This window comes from Elusimicrobiota bacterium, assembly GCA_016182905.1.
Taxonomy (GTDB): Bacteria; Elusimicrobiota; Elusimicrobia; order UBA1565; family UBA9628; genus GWA2-66-18.
This window is the reverse complement of record JACPFR010000009.1, coordinates 169,389-187,251: the sequence shown is the minus strand read 5'-3', so window position 1 is coordinate 187,251 and position 17,863 is coordinate 169,389. Positions and strand designations below refer to the sequence as shown.

12 protein-coding genes and 1 other RNA gene are annotated in these 17,863 nt (G+C 69.8%); 12 read left to right on the top strand and 1 reads right to left on the bottom strand.

Annotated features, from left to right (window positions below; genetic code table 11):
• Nucleotides 1–138: 138 nt before the first annotated feature.
• The 6 genes from hemC to HYV14_03720 all read left to right on the top strand — a co-directional run bounded on the left by hemC (nt 139) and on the right by HYV14_03720 (nt 7,762).
• On the top strand, nt 139–1,047 hold the full coding sequence (gene hemC / locus HYV14_03745; GenBank protein ID MBI2385109.1) for a hydroxymethylbilane synthase: 909 nt from the start codon (nt 139–141) through the stop codon (nt 1,045–1,047).
• The gene (locus HYV14_03740) at nt 1,044–4,109 is read left to right on the top strand and encodes a DEAD/DEAH box helicase (protein MBI2385108.1); all 3,066 of its coding nucleotides are present in this window, start codon (nt 1,044–1,046) and stop codon (nt 4,107–4,109) included. Before hemC ends, HYV14_03740 begins: the two co-directional genes overlap by 4 nt.
• A 70-nt stretch (nt 4,110–4,179) precedes the next feature.
• Complete coding sequence (locus HYV14_03735; GenBank protein MBI2385107.1) at nt 4,180–4,905, top strand: hypothetical protein; 726 nt, start codon at nt 4,180–4,182, stop codon at nt 4,903–4,905.
• A 35-nt stretch (nt 4,906–4,940) separates the two neighbouring features.
• Nucleotides 4,941–5,762, top strand: coding sequence for a peptidylprolyl isomerase (locus HYV14_03730; protein MBI2385106.1), 822 nt, complete (start codon nt 4,941–4,943; stop codon nt 5,760–5,762).
• Entirely contained in the window at nt 5,746–6,855 is a 1,110-nt protein-coding gene (locus HYV14_03725; GenBank protein ID MBI2385105.1) for a peptidylprolyl isomerase, read from the top strand. The genes HYV14_03730 and HYV14_03725 overlap by 17 nt, the downstream gene beginning before the upstream one ends.
• Nucleotides 6,827–7,762 carry a 4-hydroxythreonine-4-phosphate dehydrogenase PdxA gene (locus HYV14_03720; protein ID MBI2385104.1) on the top strand — a complete coding sequence of 312 codons (936 nt, stop codon included), beginning with the start codon at nt 6,827–6,829 and terminating at the stop codon, nt 7,760–7,762. Before HYV14_03725 ends, HYV14_03720 begins: the two co-directional genes overlap by 29 nt.
• On the opposite strand, the gene HYV14_03715 is transcribed toward HYV14_03720, so the two are convergent.
• Nucleotides 7,759–8,145 carry a hypothetical protein gene (locus HYV14_03715; protein MBI2385103.1) on the bottom strand — a complete coding sequence of 129 codons (387 nt, stop codon included), beginning with the start codon at nt 8,143–8,145 and terminating at the stop codon, nt 7,759–7,761. The two genes, HYV14_03720 and HYV14_03715, sit on opposite strands and share 4 nt — an antisense overlap.
• 76 nt (nt 8,146–8,221) lie before the next feature.
• Between HYV14_03715 and HYV14_03710 the strand changes: the two genes are divergently transcribed.
• From HYV14_03710 to ssrA, 6 genes are all read left to right on the top strand, one after another.
• Entirely contained in the window at nt 8,222–10,603 is a 2,382-nt protein-coding gene (locus HYV14_03710) for a protein kinase (GenBank protein ID MBI2385102.1), read from the top strand.
• A gap of 140 nt (nt 10,604–10,743) precedes the next feature.
• Entirely contained in the window at nt 10,744–13,497 is a 2,754-nt protein-coding gene (locus tag HYV14_03705) for a protein kinase (protein ID MBI2385101.1), read from the top strand.
• 8 nt (nt 13,498–13,505) lie between these two features.
• Nucleotides 13,506–15,800: a protein kinase gene (locus tag HYV14_03700; GenBank protein MBI2385100.1), complete on the top strand. Its 2,295-nt coding sequence runs from the start codon at nt 13,506–13,508 to the stop codon at nt 15,798–15,800.
• Between the two features lie 5 nt (nt 15,801–15,805).
• On the top strand, nt 15,806–16,192 hold the full coding sequence (locus HYV14_03695) for a protein kinase (protein MBI2385099.1): 387 nt from the start codon (nt 15,806–15,808) through the stop codon (nt 16,190–16,192).
• Nucleotides 16,193–16,263: 71 nt separating this feature from the next.
• Complete coding sequence (locus HYV14_03690) at nt 16,264–17,457, top strand: N-acetylmuramoyl-L-alanine amidase (GenBank protein ID MBI2385098.1); 1,194 nt, start codon at nt 16,264–16,266, stop codon at nt 17,455–17,457.
• Between the two features lie 47 nt (nt 17,458–17,504).
• Nucleotides 17,505–17,862, top strand: a transfer-messenger RNA (tmRNA) gene (gene ssrA, locus HYV14_03685).
• Nucleotide 17,863 lies beyond the last annotated feature (1 nt).

Sequence of the window (17,863 nt, the reverse complement as noted above, 5' to 3'; positions counted from 1 at the left end):
GGCTGACCCCCGCCGTCCACAAGCGACCCGAAAACTGTTGTTGACAACAGTTTTGGGGCAGGAAGTGTGGACGATGGGGATGGCTTCCGCGGAGACGGGGCCGATTCGGGGGGACTTAGAAATAAGTAGAATGAGCCTATGGCGACGACACTCAAAATGGGCACGCGCGGCTCACCCCTCGCGCTCGCGCAGTCGAGCGCCGCGGCGCGGCAGCTGGAGAAGCTCAATCCCGGCCTGACGGTCGAGACGGTCGTCATCAAGACCAGCGGCGACCTGTTCGGCGCGCCGTCGCCGGAGAAAGCCAAGCTCCTGCCCCAGGGCGCCAAAGGCCTGTGGATCAAGGAGCTGGAGGAGGCCCTGCTCGACGGGCGCGTGGACTTCGCCACCCACAGCTGCAAGGACCTTCCCGCGGTGCTCGCCCCCGGGCTGTCGATCTCGGCCTACCCCGAGCGCGAGGACCCGCGCGACGCCTTCGTCTCGCGTCCCGGCCTGGACTGGGCCGAGGTCAAGGCGGGGACGCGGATCGCGACCTCGTCGCTGCGGCGGCAGCTGATGCTGAGCGCCGCCAAGCCCGGCGTCTGCCTGCTCGCCCTGCGCGGCAACGTGGACACGCGCCTGCGCAAGCTGTCGGAGGGCGAGTACGACGCGATGGTCATCGCGCTCGCCGGCCTGCGCCGCATCGGCCGCGCGGACGTCCCGCACGAGGCGATGGACATCAAGATCATGCTGCCCGCTCCCGCGCAGGGCGCCCTCGCCCTCGAGGTGAAGACGGACCGCAAAGACGTCGCCCAGATCGTGGCCACGCTCGACCACGCGGCGACGCGGCGCTGCGTGGAGTACGAGCGCGCGTTCCTCGCCGCCGTCGGCGGCGGCTGCGGCTCGCCCGTGGCGGCGCACGCGCGGCTCCAGTCCGGCGGCGTCCTGCTCGAGGCGTTCTACGCGCACGAGGGCGAAAAGGCCGGCAAGCGCGTGGCGGGGCTGTGCTCCGACCCGGCCCGGCGTGAGGCGTTCGTGACGGACCTCGCCGCCCAAGCCAAGGCCCGGTGAAGAAGGTCGTCGGCGCGCCCGGCTCCGGGGCGCGCGCCTACCTCGCCCGGCTCATCCTTCAAGGCGAGCCGCCGGCCGGCGTCGAGGCGCCGAAGGGTCCCCTCGTCCTCGTCCTGCCCGACGCCGACGCCGTCGAGGACGTCGCCGACGCGGTCAAGGCCCTCGCGCCGCTGTTCGGCGGCAAGTCCGAGGCCGTCGCCGTGTTCGGCGACGACGCGCGCGAGCGCCTGGCCTCGCTCGAGCTCCTGCGCGGCGGCGCGCGCCTCGTGCTCGCCACGCCGGAGGGCCTCGGCGCGCCGGCGCCGGGACGCTCCGACTTCTCCGCCCGCACCGTGCGCTTCCGCGCCGGGGACCTGAGCCCGCGCGACAGCGCGATCGACGCCCTCGTCGCCGCCGGCTATCAGCGCGTCGAGTTCGTCGAGAGCCCCGGCGAGTTCGCCGTGCGCGGCGCCGTGCTCGACTTCCACGCGCTCGAGCCCGCGGTCGCCTACCGCGTGCTGTACGACGAGGACCGCGTGGCCTCGATCCGGCCGTTCGATCCGATCTCGCAGGAGCCGCAGGCCGTGATCGCCCAGGCGGTCGCCACGCCCGCCGAGGAGCCTCAGGAGGGCGCCCGCGTCGTGGACTGGCTGACGGAAGGGGCGCTGTGGCTGATCGGCGAGGGCGTCTCGGTCGAGGTCCCCGAGGGGACGCCCAGCCTCGGTCTCGCGCGCGGCGCCGCGACCGGCCCCGACGAGAAGGATTTCGGCGCCCGCGCCGTCGGCCCCTTCGGCGGCGACCCGAAGAACGCGTGGGCGGAGATGAAGCGCGACGCGGCGCGCGCGCAGAAGGTGGTCTTGTTCAGCCTCAACCACGGCGAGGACGCCCGCCTTCAGGAGATACTGTCCGAGGAGATTCCCGGCGTGCCGGTCCAGTTCCTGATCGGGCCGCTGCGCGAGGGGGTCCGGCGCCCCCTGTCCGAGCTGGCGGTGTACGCGACCTCCCAGATCTTCGAGCGCGACTGGCGCGGCGTCGGGCGCTGGAAGCGCTTCGCGGCCAAGGGCGCGGGCACGACGCGCTGGCGGGAGCTCAAGAACGGGGACTTCGTCGTCCACCAGGACTACGGCGTGGCGCGCTACCAGGGCCTCGAGCCGATCTCGGTGCCGGGCCACGGTCCGCAGGACTGCGTCAAGCTCGAGTACCGCGGCTCGGACCGCCTGTTCGTCCCGCTGACCGAGTTCGACCGCGTGCAGAAGTACGCCGGCGCCGAGGGCAAGCGCCCGCGGCTGTCTTCCTTGGATACTCGGACATGGGAAGAGGTCAAGAAGCAGGTCGCCGAGGGCGTCCGCGACCTCGCCGAGGAGCTGCTGCGCATGCAGGCCCGCCGCGCGGCGAAGCCCGGCTATGAGTTCCCGGGAGAGTCCATCATGGAGCGGGAGTTCGCGGACGGCTTCCCTTATGAGCCGACCGAGGACCAGGCCCGCGCGATCAAGGAGACCCTCGAGGACATGATGACGCCGCGGCCGATGGACCGCCTCGTCGTCGGCGACGTCGGCTTCGGCAAGACCGAGGTCGCGATGCGCGCCGCGTTCAAGTGCGCGATGGGCCTCAAGCAGTGCGCGGTGCTGGCGCCGACGACCGTCCTCGCCGACCAGCACTTCCGCACCTTCTCTCGCCGCATGGCCGGCTTCCCGGTGCGGCTGGCGATGATGACGCGCTTCCAGACCAAGGCCGAGCAGAAGGAGATATTGAAGGACCTCGCCGCGGGCAAGGTGGACGTGGTCATCGGCACCTCGCGCCTGCTCCAGAAGGACGTGCGCTTCCACGACATCGGCCTCATCGTCATCGACGAGGAGCACCGCTTCGGCGTCAGCGACAAGGAGAAGCTCAAGAAGATCCGCGAGAACGTCGACGTCCTGGCCCTGTCGGCCACTCCGATCCCCCGCTCCCTGCACCAATCCATGACGGGCCTGCGCCAGATCTCCTTGATCCAGAGCGCCCCGGCCGGCCGCCAGCCGATCGTGACCCGCGTCGGTCCCTGGGACGAGCGTGTGATCTCGACGGCCATCGCCGAGGAGCTCGCGCGCGGCGGCCAGGTGTACTACGTCCACAACCGCGTGCGCACCATGGCCGACACGCTCGAGCAGATCAAGACGCTGTCCGGCGGGGCGCGCGTCGCGATGGTCCACGGCCAGATGAAGGGCCCCGACATCGAGAAGGCGATGTGGGACCTGGCGCAGCGCAAGAGCGACGTCCTCGTCGCCTCGACCATCATCGAGTCCGGCCTCGACATCCCGAGCGTGAACACCCTATTAGTGGAGGACGCGCAGGACTTCGGTCTCGCCCAGCTGTACCAGCTGCGCGGCCGCATCGGGCGCGAGAAGAGCCGCGCGTTCTGCTACCTGTTCCATCCGCCCGACGCGGAGATGAAGGACCTGCCCGAGGACGCGATCAAGCGCCTGGACGCGCTGAAGGAGTTCGGGGCATTGGGAGCGGGCATCAAATTGGCCCTCCGGGACCTCGAGATCAGAGGCGCGGGGGACCTCCTGGGCGCCAAACAGCACGGCTTCATGAACGCCGTCGGCGCCGACTATTACGCGCAGCTGCTGGAGAGCGAGGTCTCGCGGCTGCGCGGCAAGCGGCTCGAGGAGGACGACCGGCCGGTCGAGGTGGACCTGCGCCTGCCGGCCTACATCCCGCAGGACTACCTGCCCGGCGAGATCGAGCGCCTGAAGATATATAAAAGAGCGCTTCGGGCGACGCCCGAAGAGGCCAAGGGCATCCTGGAGGAGCTCGAGCGCCTCTCCGGCCCCGCCCCGAAGCCGGTCGTGAACCTCTTCGCGATGCTGACCTTGCGCGCCGAGGCCCGCCGCGCCAAGGTGGCCGAGATCTCCGAGAAGGACGGCGCCGTCGAGCTGCGCTGGCGCGCCGACGCCCCTCCGCATCCCGACGCGCCCGCGCGCTGGCTCAAGGCCTTCGGCAAGCGCGTGTCGTTCATCCCCTCGTTCGAGGGGGACGCCGTGCGCCTGACGCTCGGCGAGCAGACCGCGATCGACGCCGTGCGCGCCTTCTTGAAGACGTAGCCCTGTCAAGGGGCGCCCCCTTGACAGACTATATCTCCGGGCTTATACTCCCGACGTCTCCCGGAGGCCCATGAAACCCCTCGCCCTCGCCGTTCTCTCCGTGCTCGTTTCCCTGCCCGGCGTCCTTCAAGCTCAGGTCACGAAGGACGCCTCGGACAGCCTCAAGGAGCTGAAGAAAAAATACGCGGCCGGCGGCCAAAAGCCCGACGCCCCTCCCGCCGCCGAGGCCCCTCCGAAGCCGGAGGATCCCGGGCTCAGAAACGGCTCCGTTCTCACCGGCAGGCCCATGCTGTACGCCCGCTACGCGAAAGGCCCGAACGGCTACTCGCTCAAGGAACTGACGGAGAACATGAACTGGACGGAAAAGAACCTCAGCGGCCTCGTGGACTACATCCACCCGTGGAAAAAGGGAGAGGTCGCGCCGGTCGGCCAGGAGAACGAGGAGGCCCATAAGTCCCTCGCGTCCGAGAGCGCCGCGGCGACCGAGCTGATCGCCGAGGCCGATGCCGCGCTGGCGAAGGGCATCCCGCGCGACCCCAAGGACCCGCGCGATCCGAGGCCGCGGAGATTCATCGGCTACGTCAGCCGAGCGTCGTACGCCCACCGCACCCCGACGCCGGCTCAGCGCCTGGAGGCCGTCGCGGGCGCCCAGACCAACGTGCTCGGGCACGCCGCCGCCCTGATCGCGTACAAGCGGCTCAACCCGCCGGACGCGGAGGGCGAGGCGAACACCGAGAGGTGGCTCGAGGGCGCCCGCAAGAGCCTGGCGGCCGCGGAGAAGAGCGCGCGCGAATAGCGACGTCTTTTGCGTCTAAATGATAAGATGGGTCCGTGGCTAAGCGGACCCGTTTTATCCTGCTCCTGGCTTTCTTCGCCGCCGCCTGCCGCGGCGAAAAGGACCCCGTCGTCGCGCGCGTGGGCAAGCTCAAGATCACCCAGAGCGAGTTCCAGCGCAAGATCGGCGAGGTGTCCCAGGGCTACCAGGACTACGTTTTGTCGCCGAGCGGCCGGCGACAATTCCTGGACGTCCTGATCCGCGAGAAGCTCGTGCTCGCCGCCGCCCAGCAGTCGGACGTGCCGCGCTCGGCGGAGTTCCGCGCCCAGCTCGAGAAGCTGCGTAAAGAGGAGGAGGAGCGCGTCCGCGAGGGCGGCGACTACCTCCTGACCTCGATGTGGATCGAGGACCTGCGCAAGCGCGGCGAGCTGAAGGTGGACGAGAGCGACGTCCGCGACTACCTGATCAAGCATCCCGTCGAGGTGGACATGCGCCACGTCCTGCTCGGCACGCCCGAGGCCGCCGCCGCCGTGGCCAAGCGCCTGCGCGGGGGGGCCAACTTCGTGAAGGTCGCCAAGGAGGAGTCGCTCGACGCCGCGACCGCCTCGGACGGCGGCAAGCTCCCGACCTCGCTGTACGGCGAGGTGATCCCCGAGCTCGAGGAGGTCGTCTTCCGCATGCGCGTCGGCGAGATCGGCGGCCCGCTGAAGAGCAAGTTCGGCTACCACGTCATGCGCAAGGACGGCGAGAAGAAGGTCTCCCTCGAGGAAGGCCGCGCCCGCGTGGCGCGCCTGCTCGAGAAGCAGAAGCTCGACGCGCACCTGCAGGCGATCCAGACGAAATTCCCGGTGGAGGTCGTTGATGAACAGTTCAGGTAGGACTTTCCTGTCTTTCGCCTTGCTGCTGAGCGCCTTCGTCCCGTCGGCCGGCGCCAAGCTCCTCGAAGACACCGTCGCGGTCGTCAACGGCAAGCCGATCCTCCTCTCCGAGTTCCAGAAGGAAGCCGCCACCGCCCAGGAATTCTGGACCAAGACCAACCCCGCCGCGATGGCCGACCCGGCCAACCTGCGCAAGCTCAAGGAGAGCACGCTCGAGCAGCTCATCGACCGCGAGCTCCTGATCCAGGAAGGCGCGCGTCTTAAGATCAAGGTCCGCGAGCGCGAGATCGACAACGCCGTCGACGAGATCAAGGCGCGCTTCAAGAAGGACGAGCGCGGCAACAACCTCTCCGAGGCCGAAGCCGAGGCCGCGTTCCAGGAGCAGCTCAAGGGCGAGGGCCTCGACTGGGGCAAGTTCCGCGAGCGCCTGTCCCACCAGATCCTGGCGCGCAAGACGATCGACGAGGCCGTGAAGGCCCGGATGGTCCCGCCCACCGAGGAGGAGACCAAGGCCTACTTCGCCAAGATCCTGACCTACCTCGACAGCAAGAGCACCGGCGCGCCCGCGGGCATGGGCGAGGAAGAGGGCATGGCCCTGCGCGAGGTCGCCGGCCAGGTCAAGGCCCTCAGCTCCGAGCGCGTGCGCGTGCAGCGCGTCCTCATCCGCCTGTCGCCGGGCGCCTCGGACAACGAGAAGAAGAGGGCGCAGAAGACCGCGGAGGCGGTGAAGAAGCGGCTCGACGCCGGCGAGGACTTCGCCACGGTGGCCAAGGAGGATTCCGAGGACCCCGAGAGCGCGGCGCGCGGCGGAGACCTCGGCTACGTCCTGCGCGGCGTGGCCCCGCCCGAGCTCGAGAAGGCGGCCTTCGTCCTCGGCGTGGGAGACACGAGCGGCCCGATCTACACCGAGTCGGGCTACAACGTCATCCGCGTCACCGAGAAGCGCGCGGCGGAGAAGCCCGAGTACGAGAAGTTCAAGGACGAGCTCGCGAACTTCCTCGGCGGCGCTTCCTTCCAGAAGAAGGTCGAGGACTTCGTGAAGGGCCTGCGCGACAAGGCCACGATTGAGCGCAATCTTCCCGCGACCCTCTAAGACCATCGCCTTCACCTGCGGCGATCCCGCGGGCGTCGGTCCCCGGGGCGCCTTGGCCTCTCTGCGCGCCGGGGCCCTCCCGGCCGGGGTGACGCCGGTCCTCGTCGGCGAGGCCTCCGTCTGGCGCCGGGCCGGCTGGCGCCCGTCCGACGGCCCCATCCGCGACACCTCCCTCGGCCTGCCCGCCCCTCGCGCGGGCCGTCCGACCCCGGCCGGCGGCAGGATCTCGGCCGCGTCCTTCGAGGAGGCGCTCCGGCTCGTCGCCCGGGGGCTCGCGGGAGGCGTCGTCACCGCCCCGATCTCGAAGACCTCCTGGTCCCAGGCCGGCTACCCGTGGCGGGACCACACCGAGCGCCTCGCCGACTTCGCGGGCAAGCCCGACGCGCAGATGGTCCTCGGCGTGCCCTCGCGCGGGCTATGGTGCGCGATCGCTACCCGTCATATCGCCCTGAAGGGAGTGCCGCGGGCGCTGAACGCGCGCGCGATCGCCGCGTGCGCCGAGACCCTCGGGGAGGCCCTGCGTCAGCTCGGGAAAAGGAAGCCCCGCATCGCCCTCTGCGCCCTCAATCCTCACGCGGGGGAGCACGGCCTGATCGGGACCGAGGAGCAGGAGCTGCTCGCCCCGCTCGCCGCTCGCCTCGATATCGACGGTCCGCTGCCCGCCGACTCGGCGTGGCGCCTGCACGTCGAAGGGGCCTACGACGGGCTCGTCTGCCTGTACCACGATCAGGCGCTGATCCCGCTCAAGGCGCTGGGGGGGCTGGCGGGCGTCAACTGGACCGTCGGGATCCCGTTCGTGCGGACCTCTCCCGCCCACGGCACCGCCTACGAGGCGGCGGCCGCGGGTCGCACGGACCCCGCGGCCGCCATCGAGTCGGCCCGGCTCGCGGCGCGGCTGCTGTCCTAGCCTTTCTTCGCCGTCATGCCTGAAACGAACTTGCGGCCGGCCAGTTGCCTCTCTTCGCTGCTGAGGTAGAGCGCGTCGTAGTTCGTCTTGGGGATGCTGACGCTGTTGAAGTCCGCCTTGAGCTTGCGGATGAAGGTGCGCGTCGCGATGAACGCGGCGATGCCGTTCTTCTTCTTTTGAGAAGCCAGGATATCGAGGCTGAACTCCTCGAGGTCCCCCGTGTAGCTGGTCGTGATGGGACCTTCCGCGTCGAGGGCGACGATGTCGGCCGACTCCGGGTTGACGCCGATCGAGCGCAGGAATTGTGCGGTCTCCGGGGTCATGGCGGACGCGCCGACGGCGAAGAATATGACGGCGAAGGCGGCAAGGGCGAGGGGCTTCATGTTCGATACCTCCAACACGCTCGCAGTATACCCCCGCCACCTTGACAAATCAAGGGGGGGCGATTACACTGGCGACATGAGTGCCCGGGCCTCCGTCCTCGCCGCCGCACTGCTGGCGATGCACTGCTTCGTGTCGACCGGCGTCAACGCGGAGGACCCCGACAAGCCCGAGCTGACCGTGGAAGAGCAGGATGCGATCGGCATGGTCGGCCCTAACATCCCCGGCTATCCCGACATCCTGTCCGATCCCGTCAGGCTCGCCGCGGCCCTCGAGGCGCAAAAGGGTCAGCAGCCGCGTATCCCGCCGGCGACCTTCGACCTCGCCAGCACCGCTTTGCTTCGCCTCGCGGAAAAGAACGGCATGGTGAAGCCGGATCCGAAAGTCACCCCAGCGCCGGTCAACGGCGACGTCCCGGCGAGGGCGGTCCCGACCGCGCCGGAACGCTATTATCGCGCCGTGGCGGCACATTCGCCCAACCGGCCGGAAGTTCACGTGGAACTGGGACAGTACTCCTATCAGCGGAAGGATTACGGCACCGCTCTCGGCGACTACGAAAATGCGATCAAGCTCGATCCGGCGAACGAGAAGGCCTGGCTCGGCTACGGCCACTCGGCCAACGAGCTCGGCGACTACCGACTCGCTTCGATGGCCGCCAAGCAGCTTTTGGCGCGGGATCCAGGCAACAAGGAAGCCCTGGGGCTGTATGCCTTTGCGACCGGCCGGGCTCCGACGGTGAACCTTCCTTCATCCATTTTTCAGGGTGGCGCGGGGGCCGCGGGCCTTCCGGATGCCGCCGCTGGCCTGCCTCCGCCCGCATCCGGCGGGGTCGCCGCCGGCGGCTACAACGCCCCGTCCCGGACGCCCGAGCAGGTCGCCGCGGCGGCGCGCGCGCAGGCGGCGGCGGCCGGCCCCGGCGCGGCGCAGCGCTCCGTCGCGATCACGAAGGACGCGGAGGCCGCGCTGCGCGTGAAGGACTACCCCACCGCCCATCAGCTCGCCAGCCAGGCGATCGGGATCTACGCGGACAACGTCAAGGCCCTCAACTTCCGCGCGATCGCCTCGAACCGGCTGCACCGCTACAACGACGCCGTGACCGACGCGAGCGCGGCGCTGGCCTTGGCCCCGGGCAACGCGGCCGTGCTCCAGACCCGCTCGTGGGCGTTCGCCAAGCAGGGGCTCTTCCAGGAGGCGCTCAAGGACGCCGAGGACACCTTGGCGCGCGATCCGTCGAACCCCTACGCCTACCAGAACAAGGCCATGGCGCTCGCGGGGATGAAGGACCGCGCCGGCGCCCTGGACGCGCTGCGCCGCTCGGCCGCGCTCGACCCGCGCTTTCAGAATCTGCTCGAGCGCGCCCTGCAGCTGCCCGAGGACCAGGACATGAGCCTGCTGTTCGACGACCAGTACACGGCCGCGGCGGCCGCCGCGCCCCCGCCTCCGCCCCGGACCGGCAAGCGCTTCGCGCGCCTGGCCATGCTCTCCGGCATGGGCGGCATCCTCATCGCCCTCGGGATCCTCCACGTCGTGTCGGCGAGCTGGCGCGAGAAGGTCCACATGACGATCCGCCGGGTGCTCGCGCCCTCGGAGGCGGTGGGCAGCGAGGAGGCGGCCGAGGCCGCTCCCGCCGGGGTCAACCCGGGCGCGGCCTTCTGGCTCCAGTACGAGCTCGTAAAGGAGATCGGCCTCGGCGGCATGGGGGTCGTCTACGAGGCGCTGGACCGCTCCCTCGAGCGGCGCGTCGCGGTCAAGAAGATGCGCGACGAGATCCGCATCGACCCGCACGAGCGCCGCCGCTTCGTCAACGAGGCCAAGCTCGTCGCCCAGCTGCGCCATCCGAACATCGTGGACATCTACGCGATCGTCGAGGAGGGGGCCGAGGTCTACCTCGTGTTCGAGTTCGTCTCGGGACGCACGCTCGGCGACCAGCTCAAGAGCGAGGGCCCGATGAGCCTCGAGGCGGCCCGCGGCGTACTGCACCACGTGGCCGAGGCCGTCGAGCACGCGCACGCCGCCCAAATCGTGCACCGCGACCTCAAGCCGTCGAATATCATGATCACCGACGACGGGCGCGTCAAGGTCATGGACTTCGGCGTCGCGCGCCAGGCCAAGGACGCGATCACGAAGATGTCGATGACCAACACCGTCGTCGGCACCCCGCCCTACATGGCGCCCGAGCAGCAGCAGGGCACCGTGCGCCGGGAGTCGGACGTGTACGCCCTCGGGGTCTGCCTGTACGAGATGCTGACCGGCCACCTGCCCTTCACGGGCGGGGGGGCGGCCATGCTGCTCAACAAGCTCAACGGCAAGCACATCCCGCCGAGCCAGCGCAATCCGGCCCTCCCGGAAGGGATGGACGCGGTCCTCGCCAAGGCGCTGACCCCCGATCCGGACAAGCGCTACCATACGCCGACGGAGCTCGTCGCCGCCCTGGACGCGGTCATCGCCTCACGCGTGTGATTTAACGCGTTTTACGAGGTAATCTCGACCCGTTTAAAGCTCGGTAAAACCGGGCGCTTCGCCTTGACAGGATTCGGAGGCCCCCTTACACTGACGGTATGCGAATCCCTCCGCTTTCTCTATTGGCTGCCCTTTTCTGGGTGGCGTCACTTTGCCCCGGCGCGCGTGCCGAATGCGGCGTTTGCGAGCAGCCGTACCACGATCACGCCAACAACAAAGTCCAGTGCGTGCCGATCCCGAACTGCAAGCCGACTGGCGTCGATGCCACCGGTACCGGCACGGGCACCGCTTCGGAGACGCCCGTGCAGGCGGCGATAGGCACCGGGAAGAAAGTGGTTGCCGGCTTCGGCGGCTCCGTCCAGACCCAGGCTGTTCAGGGCGCACAGGGCGGGACGGCCGCGACGGGGTTCGCGCAAGGCCTTACCGCGGGCGGCGGCGATGCGCTCGTGGGCGGCGACGGCGGCGACTTCAACGCCGCCGTGATGCTCACGCCCGAGGATGCGCTGAACCGGCTTCATGCGCGCCAGCAGATGTGGCAGAGCCAGTACGGGACCACGATGAACGGCAAGTACGAGGTCCTCATCCGGAGCGCGGCGCGCGATCTCGAGACGTGGACCCAGAAGCAGGGAGAGAACGGGATCGATCAGGGCACGTACATGCGGGCGATGGGCTTGCTGAACAGCCAGATCGGCCTGGCGTATTGGGCGGAGGTGCCCGGCATCGAGCCCGCGCAGCGCCAGGCCGAGATCGACCGGATCAGCGCGCGCGTCGGCCGTTTCCATGACGAGCTGCCGGCCGACGTGATGGAGGTCGTGCACAAGGCTTACGACGAGGGCGTCAAGGCGGCTTCGAACGTCCCGACGACGAAGCCCGGCCAGCCGAACACGCCGGGCACGAACCCGAACGCGGGCGGCGGCTTCCCCGGAGGCGGGCTGCCGACGCGCCCGATGATCGATCAGATGCTGCGGACCGACCCCAAGAGCCCCTCGAACTGGGTCTGGAGCGCGCGCGAATCGCTGTCGAAGGGAGACAAGGCCGCCGGCCTGAGCGCCCTGGACAACGCGATCAAGGCGGGCGGCAACGCGGAGTCGTTCGCCCTGCGCGGCGGCCTGCGCCTCGACGACAAGGACTTCAACGGCGCCTACCAGGACGCGAAGAAGGCGCTCGAGCTGAATCCGGGCGACAAGAACGCGCTGGGGATCTTGAAGTCCGCCGAGGGCCGCACCTCTCCCGGCGTGGCCTCGGGCCCCGGCGGCTCGGGCGCGGCCGGCGGCGCGTACGCGAACCGGGCCCCCGCGGGCTTCGCGGCGGGCGGCTTCGACACGGGGCGGCCGCGCGAGATCGCGGGCATGACCAGCCCCGCGGTCCTGTCCTCGAACCAGAAGCTCGACGAGGCGCGCCGCGCCTTGAACATGGGCGACCTGCAGGCGGCGCTCGCTTTGGCCCAGCGCGCGCTCGAGTTGAACCCGGCCAACTCCGCGGCCCACAACCTCATGTCCTACGTCTACTCGCGCCTGCGCGATTATCCCCGCGCGATCGCCTCGGCGAGCGCGGGCCTCGCGCTGGAGCCGCGCAACGCCGTCTTGCTCAACAACAAGGCCTACGCGCAGAACCACGCGAAGCGCTACCGCGACGGCCTCGAGACCTCGACCCACGCCATCGAGGCCGACTCGCGCAACGCGTACTCCTACGCCAACCGCGCCTACTCCTACGGCGGCCTCGGCGACAAGCAGGCGATGCTCGCCGACATCGACCAGGCCGCCGCCCTCGACCCCGCCTTCAAGGGGGCCGCGGCGCAGGCGTCCGAGCTCCAGCTCCCCTCGAACGCCGACATCCTGTTCATGTTTCCGGGGGAGGACCCGGCCGCGGCCGTCCCCGCGGGGCCCGCGCGGGGCAAGAGCTTCGGCGTCGTGGTCGGCGCGGGGATCCTCGGCGGCCTGCTGCTGGCGCTGGGGCTGCTGTCGACCGTGCTGGCCCCGCTCAAGGACTCGGTCGTGTCGGCGTTCACGAAGGCCACCCGCCGCGGGCCGTCCGTCCACGCGCTCGAGGAGGACTCGACTCCCGCCTCGGCGTCCCCGGCGGAGGCGTCGGGCGTGATCCGCGGCCAGTACGAGATCGTCCGCCAGATCGGCGCGGGCGGCATGGGCATGGTCTACGAAGGGACCGACCGTTCGCTCGGCCGGCGCGTGGCGATCAAGAAGATGCGCGACGAGCTGCGCGTCAACCCGCGCGAGCGCGAGCGGTTCGTCATCGAGGCGAAGACCGTGGCCTCCCTGCGCCACCCGAACATCGTGGACATATACGCGATCGCCGAGGAGGGCGACGACGTCTACCTCGTGTTCGAGTACGTCGACGGCAAGACCATCCACGACCTCGTGCAGTCGCAGGGCCGGCTCAACCGCGCGGACGCGGTGCGGGCGACCTCCGCGATGGGCGAGGCGCTGACCTACGCGCACGCGCACGGCGTGATCCACCGCGACATGAAGCCCTCGAACAAGGTGATGGACTTCGGCATCGCGCGCATGGCCAAGGACGCGCTGACGCGCTACTCGATGACGAACACCGTCGTCGGCACGCCGCCGTACATGGCGCCGGAGCAGGAGCAGGGCGTGGTGCGCAAGGAGTCCGACGTGTACGCGCTGGCGATCTGCTCCTACGAGATGCTGACCGGCAAGCTGCCCTTCATCGGCGTCGCCGCGGGCATGCTGATGAACAAGATCAACATGAGCTACATCCTGCCCTCGCGCGCCATCGCCGGCCTGCCCGCGTCGATCGACGAGGTCTTCCTGAAGGCCTTCCAGGCCGATCCCGACCAGCGCTACCGCACCCCGAAGGAGTTCGCCGACGCCCTCGAGGCTGCCTTCGGCGGAGCCCGCTCATCGCGTCCCGTATGAGGAACCCCATGAACATCACTATCCGATCAGCCGTCCTGCTGCTCCTCGCCGTCGGGGCCGGAGCTTCGCCGCGGCGAAGCAAGCCGCTCACCAAGGAACAGGTCGTGACCGAGGCGCTCCGGCGGTATCAGCAAGTGCACGATGATTTCGCCAAAAGATATCCGAAAAACCCCGAGTGGCTCGTGCAGCTCGACACGGCCCGCGACTATTTCAAGGAGCAGTCTGACGGGTACTTGAAGCAGAGCCTCCCCTACCGTCAGGAGGAGCTGCGGCGTTTGCAGAGGGTCATCGAAGTGCAGATCCGCGGCGAGCAGGCGACGATCGCGGCGTATCGCGACGCCGCGAGGAGAGGCTTGAGCCGGGAGCAGACGACGCAGGCGGTCATGGCAGTGCAGCAGGACACCAAGGAGAAGATCCAGATCGCCGCGATGCCGGAGATGCCCCAGGGTCAGATTCCCCAGGCTCCGATCCCCCAGGGTCAGATCCCCCAGGCTCAGACCCCCCAGGGTCAGGGCCTCGGTCAGTCCTTGCAAGCCGGCGTGCAGGCGCACGCCGAGGGCAGCGTGAACGGGGCCGCGGCGCTGGTGAACCCGGGCCTTGGCGGGGGTTCCGGCAATTGGTGGTCCACCCGAGTCGAGTGGGCCAACCGAGTCGAGGCCTCGAGCCTGGTCGTGAACCTCGGAGTGGCCTCCATCGAGTGCGCGCAGCACTCCGAGAAGTGCGCCCCGCCGAAGCCGCTGCCGCCTATTCCGGCGGAGCCGGTCATGCCTCTCCCCGGCCCCTCTCCCGTCACGCCGGCGCAGCCTTTGCCGAACGACCCGGACCAGGGCGAAGAGGAGCCTCCTGTTCCGATCGTCCTGCCGCCGAACTGGCACGAGGACGCGGCGGCGACGGCGAGCGGGCCCGGCGCCACCACCGGAATGATCACGGGAGGAGTGTTGGCCGAGCGGCGCGGCGACTATTCGCTGGCCCTGTCGTTGGCGAAGACGGCTCTGAGCAGCGATCCTGCCAATAAGGACGCGCTCGCCCTGCTCCATTCCGTGAAAGGCCGCGGCGCGGCGGCCGACTCCAGCGAGGCCGGCATGAAGACCGCCTCCGCGGGAGCGGCGGCGCTCGCGCCGTCCGGCTTCGAGGCGGGCGGCGTCGGCGGGGGAGGTCCGCCGTCCGGCTTGTTCGGCGCGGCGATCTCGCCCGGCGCCTCGCGACTCGCCACCGAGCACGCCAAGAGCGGGGTGGAGAACGCGCTGAAGCTCCGCGATCCGCAGAGCGCGCTCGACATCGTGAACAAGGCCCTGAGCCAGGATCCCGAGAATCCCACCTTGCTCAATATCCGGTCGCATGTCCATGGACATCTCGGGCGCTGGGAGGACGCGCTCAAGGACGCCTCCGCGGGCCTGACGAGCGCGGCCCGCATGGGGGCGGCGAACAACCCCGCTTTGCTCAGCTCCTTGGCCCGAGCCCAGAACCGGACCCATCGCTACAAGGAGGCGCTCGCGACGTCGGAGCGGCTGATCGCGGACGACCCGCGCAGCGCGTGGGGGTACGCCAACCGGGCGCACGCGCGCGGCGGCCTGGGCGACAAGGCGGCCATGATGGCGGACGTCGAGATGGCCGCGAGGCTCGATCCCCGCTTCCAGCAGGCCGCGGCCGAGGCCGCCGCGCTCACGCTCCCGTCGGCCTCCGACGTGCTGTTCCTGTTCCCGGGCGAGAGCGGCAAACGCCCCGCCCCGGCGCCCGCTCCGGCGGGGCGCGGCAAGAGCTTCGGCGTCGTGGTCGGCGCCGGGATCGTCGGCGGCCTGCTCCTCGCGCTGGGCCTGCTGTCGACCGTGCTGGCGCCCCTGAAGAACACCGTCGTCTCCGTCTTCACCAGGGCGAAGCGGACCGGGCCGGCGGCGACGCCGGCCGTCGCGACGGCGCAGCCCGCCTCCGCCGCCGGGAACGTAGGGTTGATCCGCGGCCAGTACGAGATCTCGCGGCAGATCGGCCAAGGCGGCATGGGCACGGTCTACGAGGGGACCGACCGCTCGCTCGGGCGGCGCGTGGCGATCAAGAAGATGCGCGACGAGCTGCGCGTCAACGCGCGCGAGCGCGACCGCTTCATCATCGAGGCGAAGACCGTGGCCTCGCTGCACCATCCGAACATCGTCGACATCTACGCGATCGCCGAGGAAGGGGAGGACGTGTATCTCGTGTTCGAGTACGTCGACGGCAAGACCGTGCACGACCTGGTGCAGGTCAAGGGCCGCCTCGACGCGGCCGAGGCGGTGCGCGCGACCCGGGCGATGGGCGAGGCGCTGACCTAAAGGTGATGGACTTCGGCATCGCGCGCATGGCCAAGGACGCGCTGACGCGCTACTCGATGACGAACACCGTCGTCGGCACGCCGCCGTACATGGCGCCGGAGCAGGAGCAGGGCGTGGTGCGCAAGGAGTCCGACGTGTACTCGCTCGCGGTGTGCGCCTACGAGATGCTGACGGGGAAGATGCCGTTCATCGGCATCGGCGCGGGCATGCTGATGAACAAGATCAACATGAGCTACATCCCGCCCTCGCGCGCCATCGCGGGGCTGCCGGAGGCGCTCGACGACGTCTTCCTCAAGGCCTTCCAGGCCGACCCGGACCGGCGCTACCGCACCCCGCTCGAGTTCGCGACGGCGCTCTCGGACGCGGCGGGCGCGGGCTCCAGAACGGCCTAGGTCCATCGGTCCGCCCTCGGGTGGGCCCTATGACCTTGCTCGGGCCTCGCGAAGGGGGTATCCTCCGCTCAATGGCCCGATTCCTCTCCGCCATCCTCCCGGCCGCGGCGCTCCTGCTCTGCGTCCGGCCGGCGCGGGCTCTCGGCGGCCCGCATGAGGACGTCAGGCGCCTCCTTCAGGAGAACGCTCGCGCCTTCGGGCTCGAATCCGGCGCGGCCGCGCCCGACATGATCCATGTCTCGACGCCGACCCCGGAAGGGCTGCTGCGGGACGACGAGCAGGTCAATTTCGATTACGCCGACATGGTCGACCGGATGGAGAAGATGAGCCGGACGGTGATCGGCCGCGGGAAGAAGAAGAGGCGCGTCGACACGGGGGTCACCCCGGCCGACCGCGTCGACCGCGGAGAGATCAAGTACATCGTCCTGCACGCCTCGGGCGGGGCCACCGGCAAGCCCGGCGCCTGCGAGGGCACCGTCTCCTGGCTGCTCAGCCAGAAGACGGCCGCGCACTTCATGGTCTGCCGCGACGGCCGCGTGATCCGCATGGTCAAGATCGAGAACATCGCCAACCACGTGAAGAACTCCGCCATCGACGCCGCGTCGGTCGGCATCGAGACGGAGTCCGGGCAGCCCGGCGCGAACCCCTTCATCGCCGCGGACTGGGAGCCGCAGTCGTACTGGCGCATGTACGCGTCCATGGCCTGGCTGATCCGGGCGATCGCCAAGGAGACCGGCTTGCCGCGCGACCGCGCGCACGTCCTCACGCACGCGGAGGCCGACCTGGGCCTGCCCCGCGCGCACCAGGACCCCGGCCCGTACTTCGAGGGCGCGGCCTACCCCGTGTTCGACGCGCGTTTCCCGGGCCAAGCCGTGACGCCCCGGGAGTTCCTGATGCGCCTCGTCGCCGACGACCTCCCGCCGCAGATCTGGATGGTGGCCGCGGCGGGCGCGGGCGATCAAGTCGAGGTCAAGGACACGAACTCGCTGGGCCTCGCGCACATCCGCGTCTGGAAGCTCGACGCCGCGGGCAAGCCCGGGACCTTGGTCCAGGAGTGGTCGGCCCCGGTGACCGGGATGCCGCCCGTCTCGCTCAAGGTCGCCGTGCCGGCGGCGCCGGGCGCCTACCGCGTCGTCGCGCGCGACCTCGTCGGCAACACGAGCGCCGGCCTGGTCAAGGTGCCCGAGACCGGCCCCGGCGACGCTCCGGTCGCGGGCACGGTCATGTTCAGCTCTCTCGACGCGCCCCTGGCCTCGGCCGAATAGTCCCCCGGTCTTGCCTAAGTCCCCTTCCCCTGTTATACTAGCTTGTCGGGGGTGATCTAGCTTCGACAAATGTCGTTGAGCCGTCGGTCGCAGGCAGGGGTTGGTCAGGGCCCCTTAAAAACCGGACCAAACAACAACTGCCAACACTCAGTTGGCCTGGGCCACTGCCTAAACCGCAGTGAGCACACGCCGGTCCACGACGCCTGCTGGTGGGTCGCCGGTGTAATGAGCAGGATGCGGTCCTTCCCTGTTATTCCGTGGGCGGGGGGCCTAAGACCGAACGGGGTTAGCCCAGGGAGCACGCGTCCATCGGTTTTCCTTGGGCGAAATTGAGGATGGGCTAAGCCTGTAGTGACCTCGGTCGGCGCCGTTTGGACGCGGGTGCAAATCCCGCCACCTCCACCAT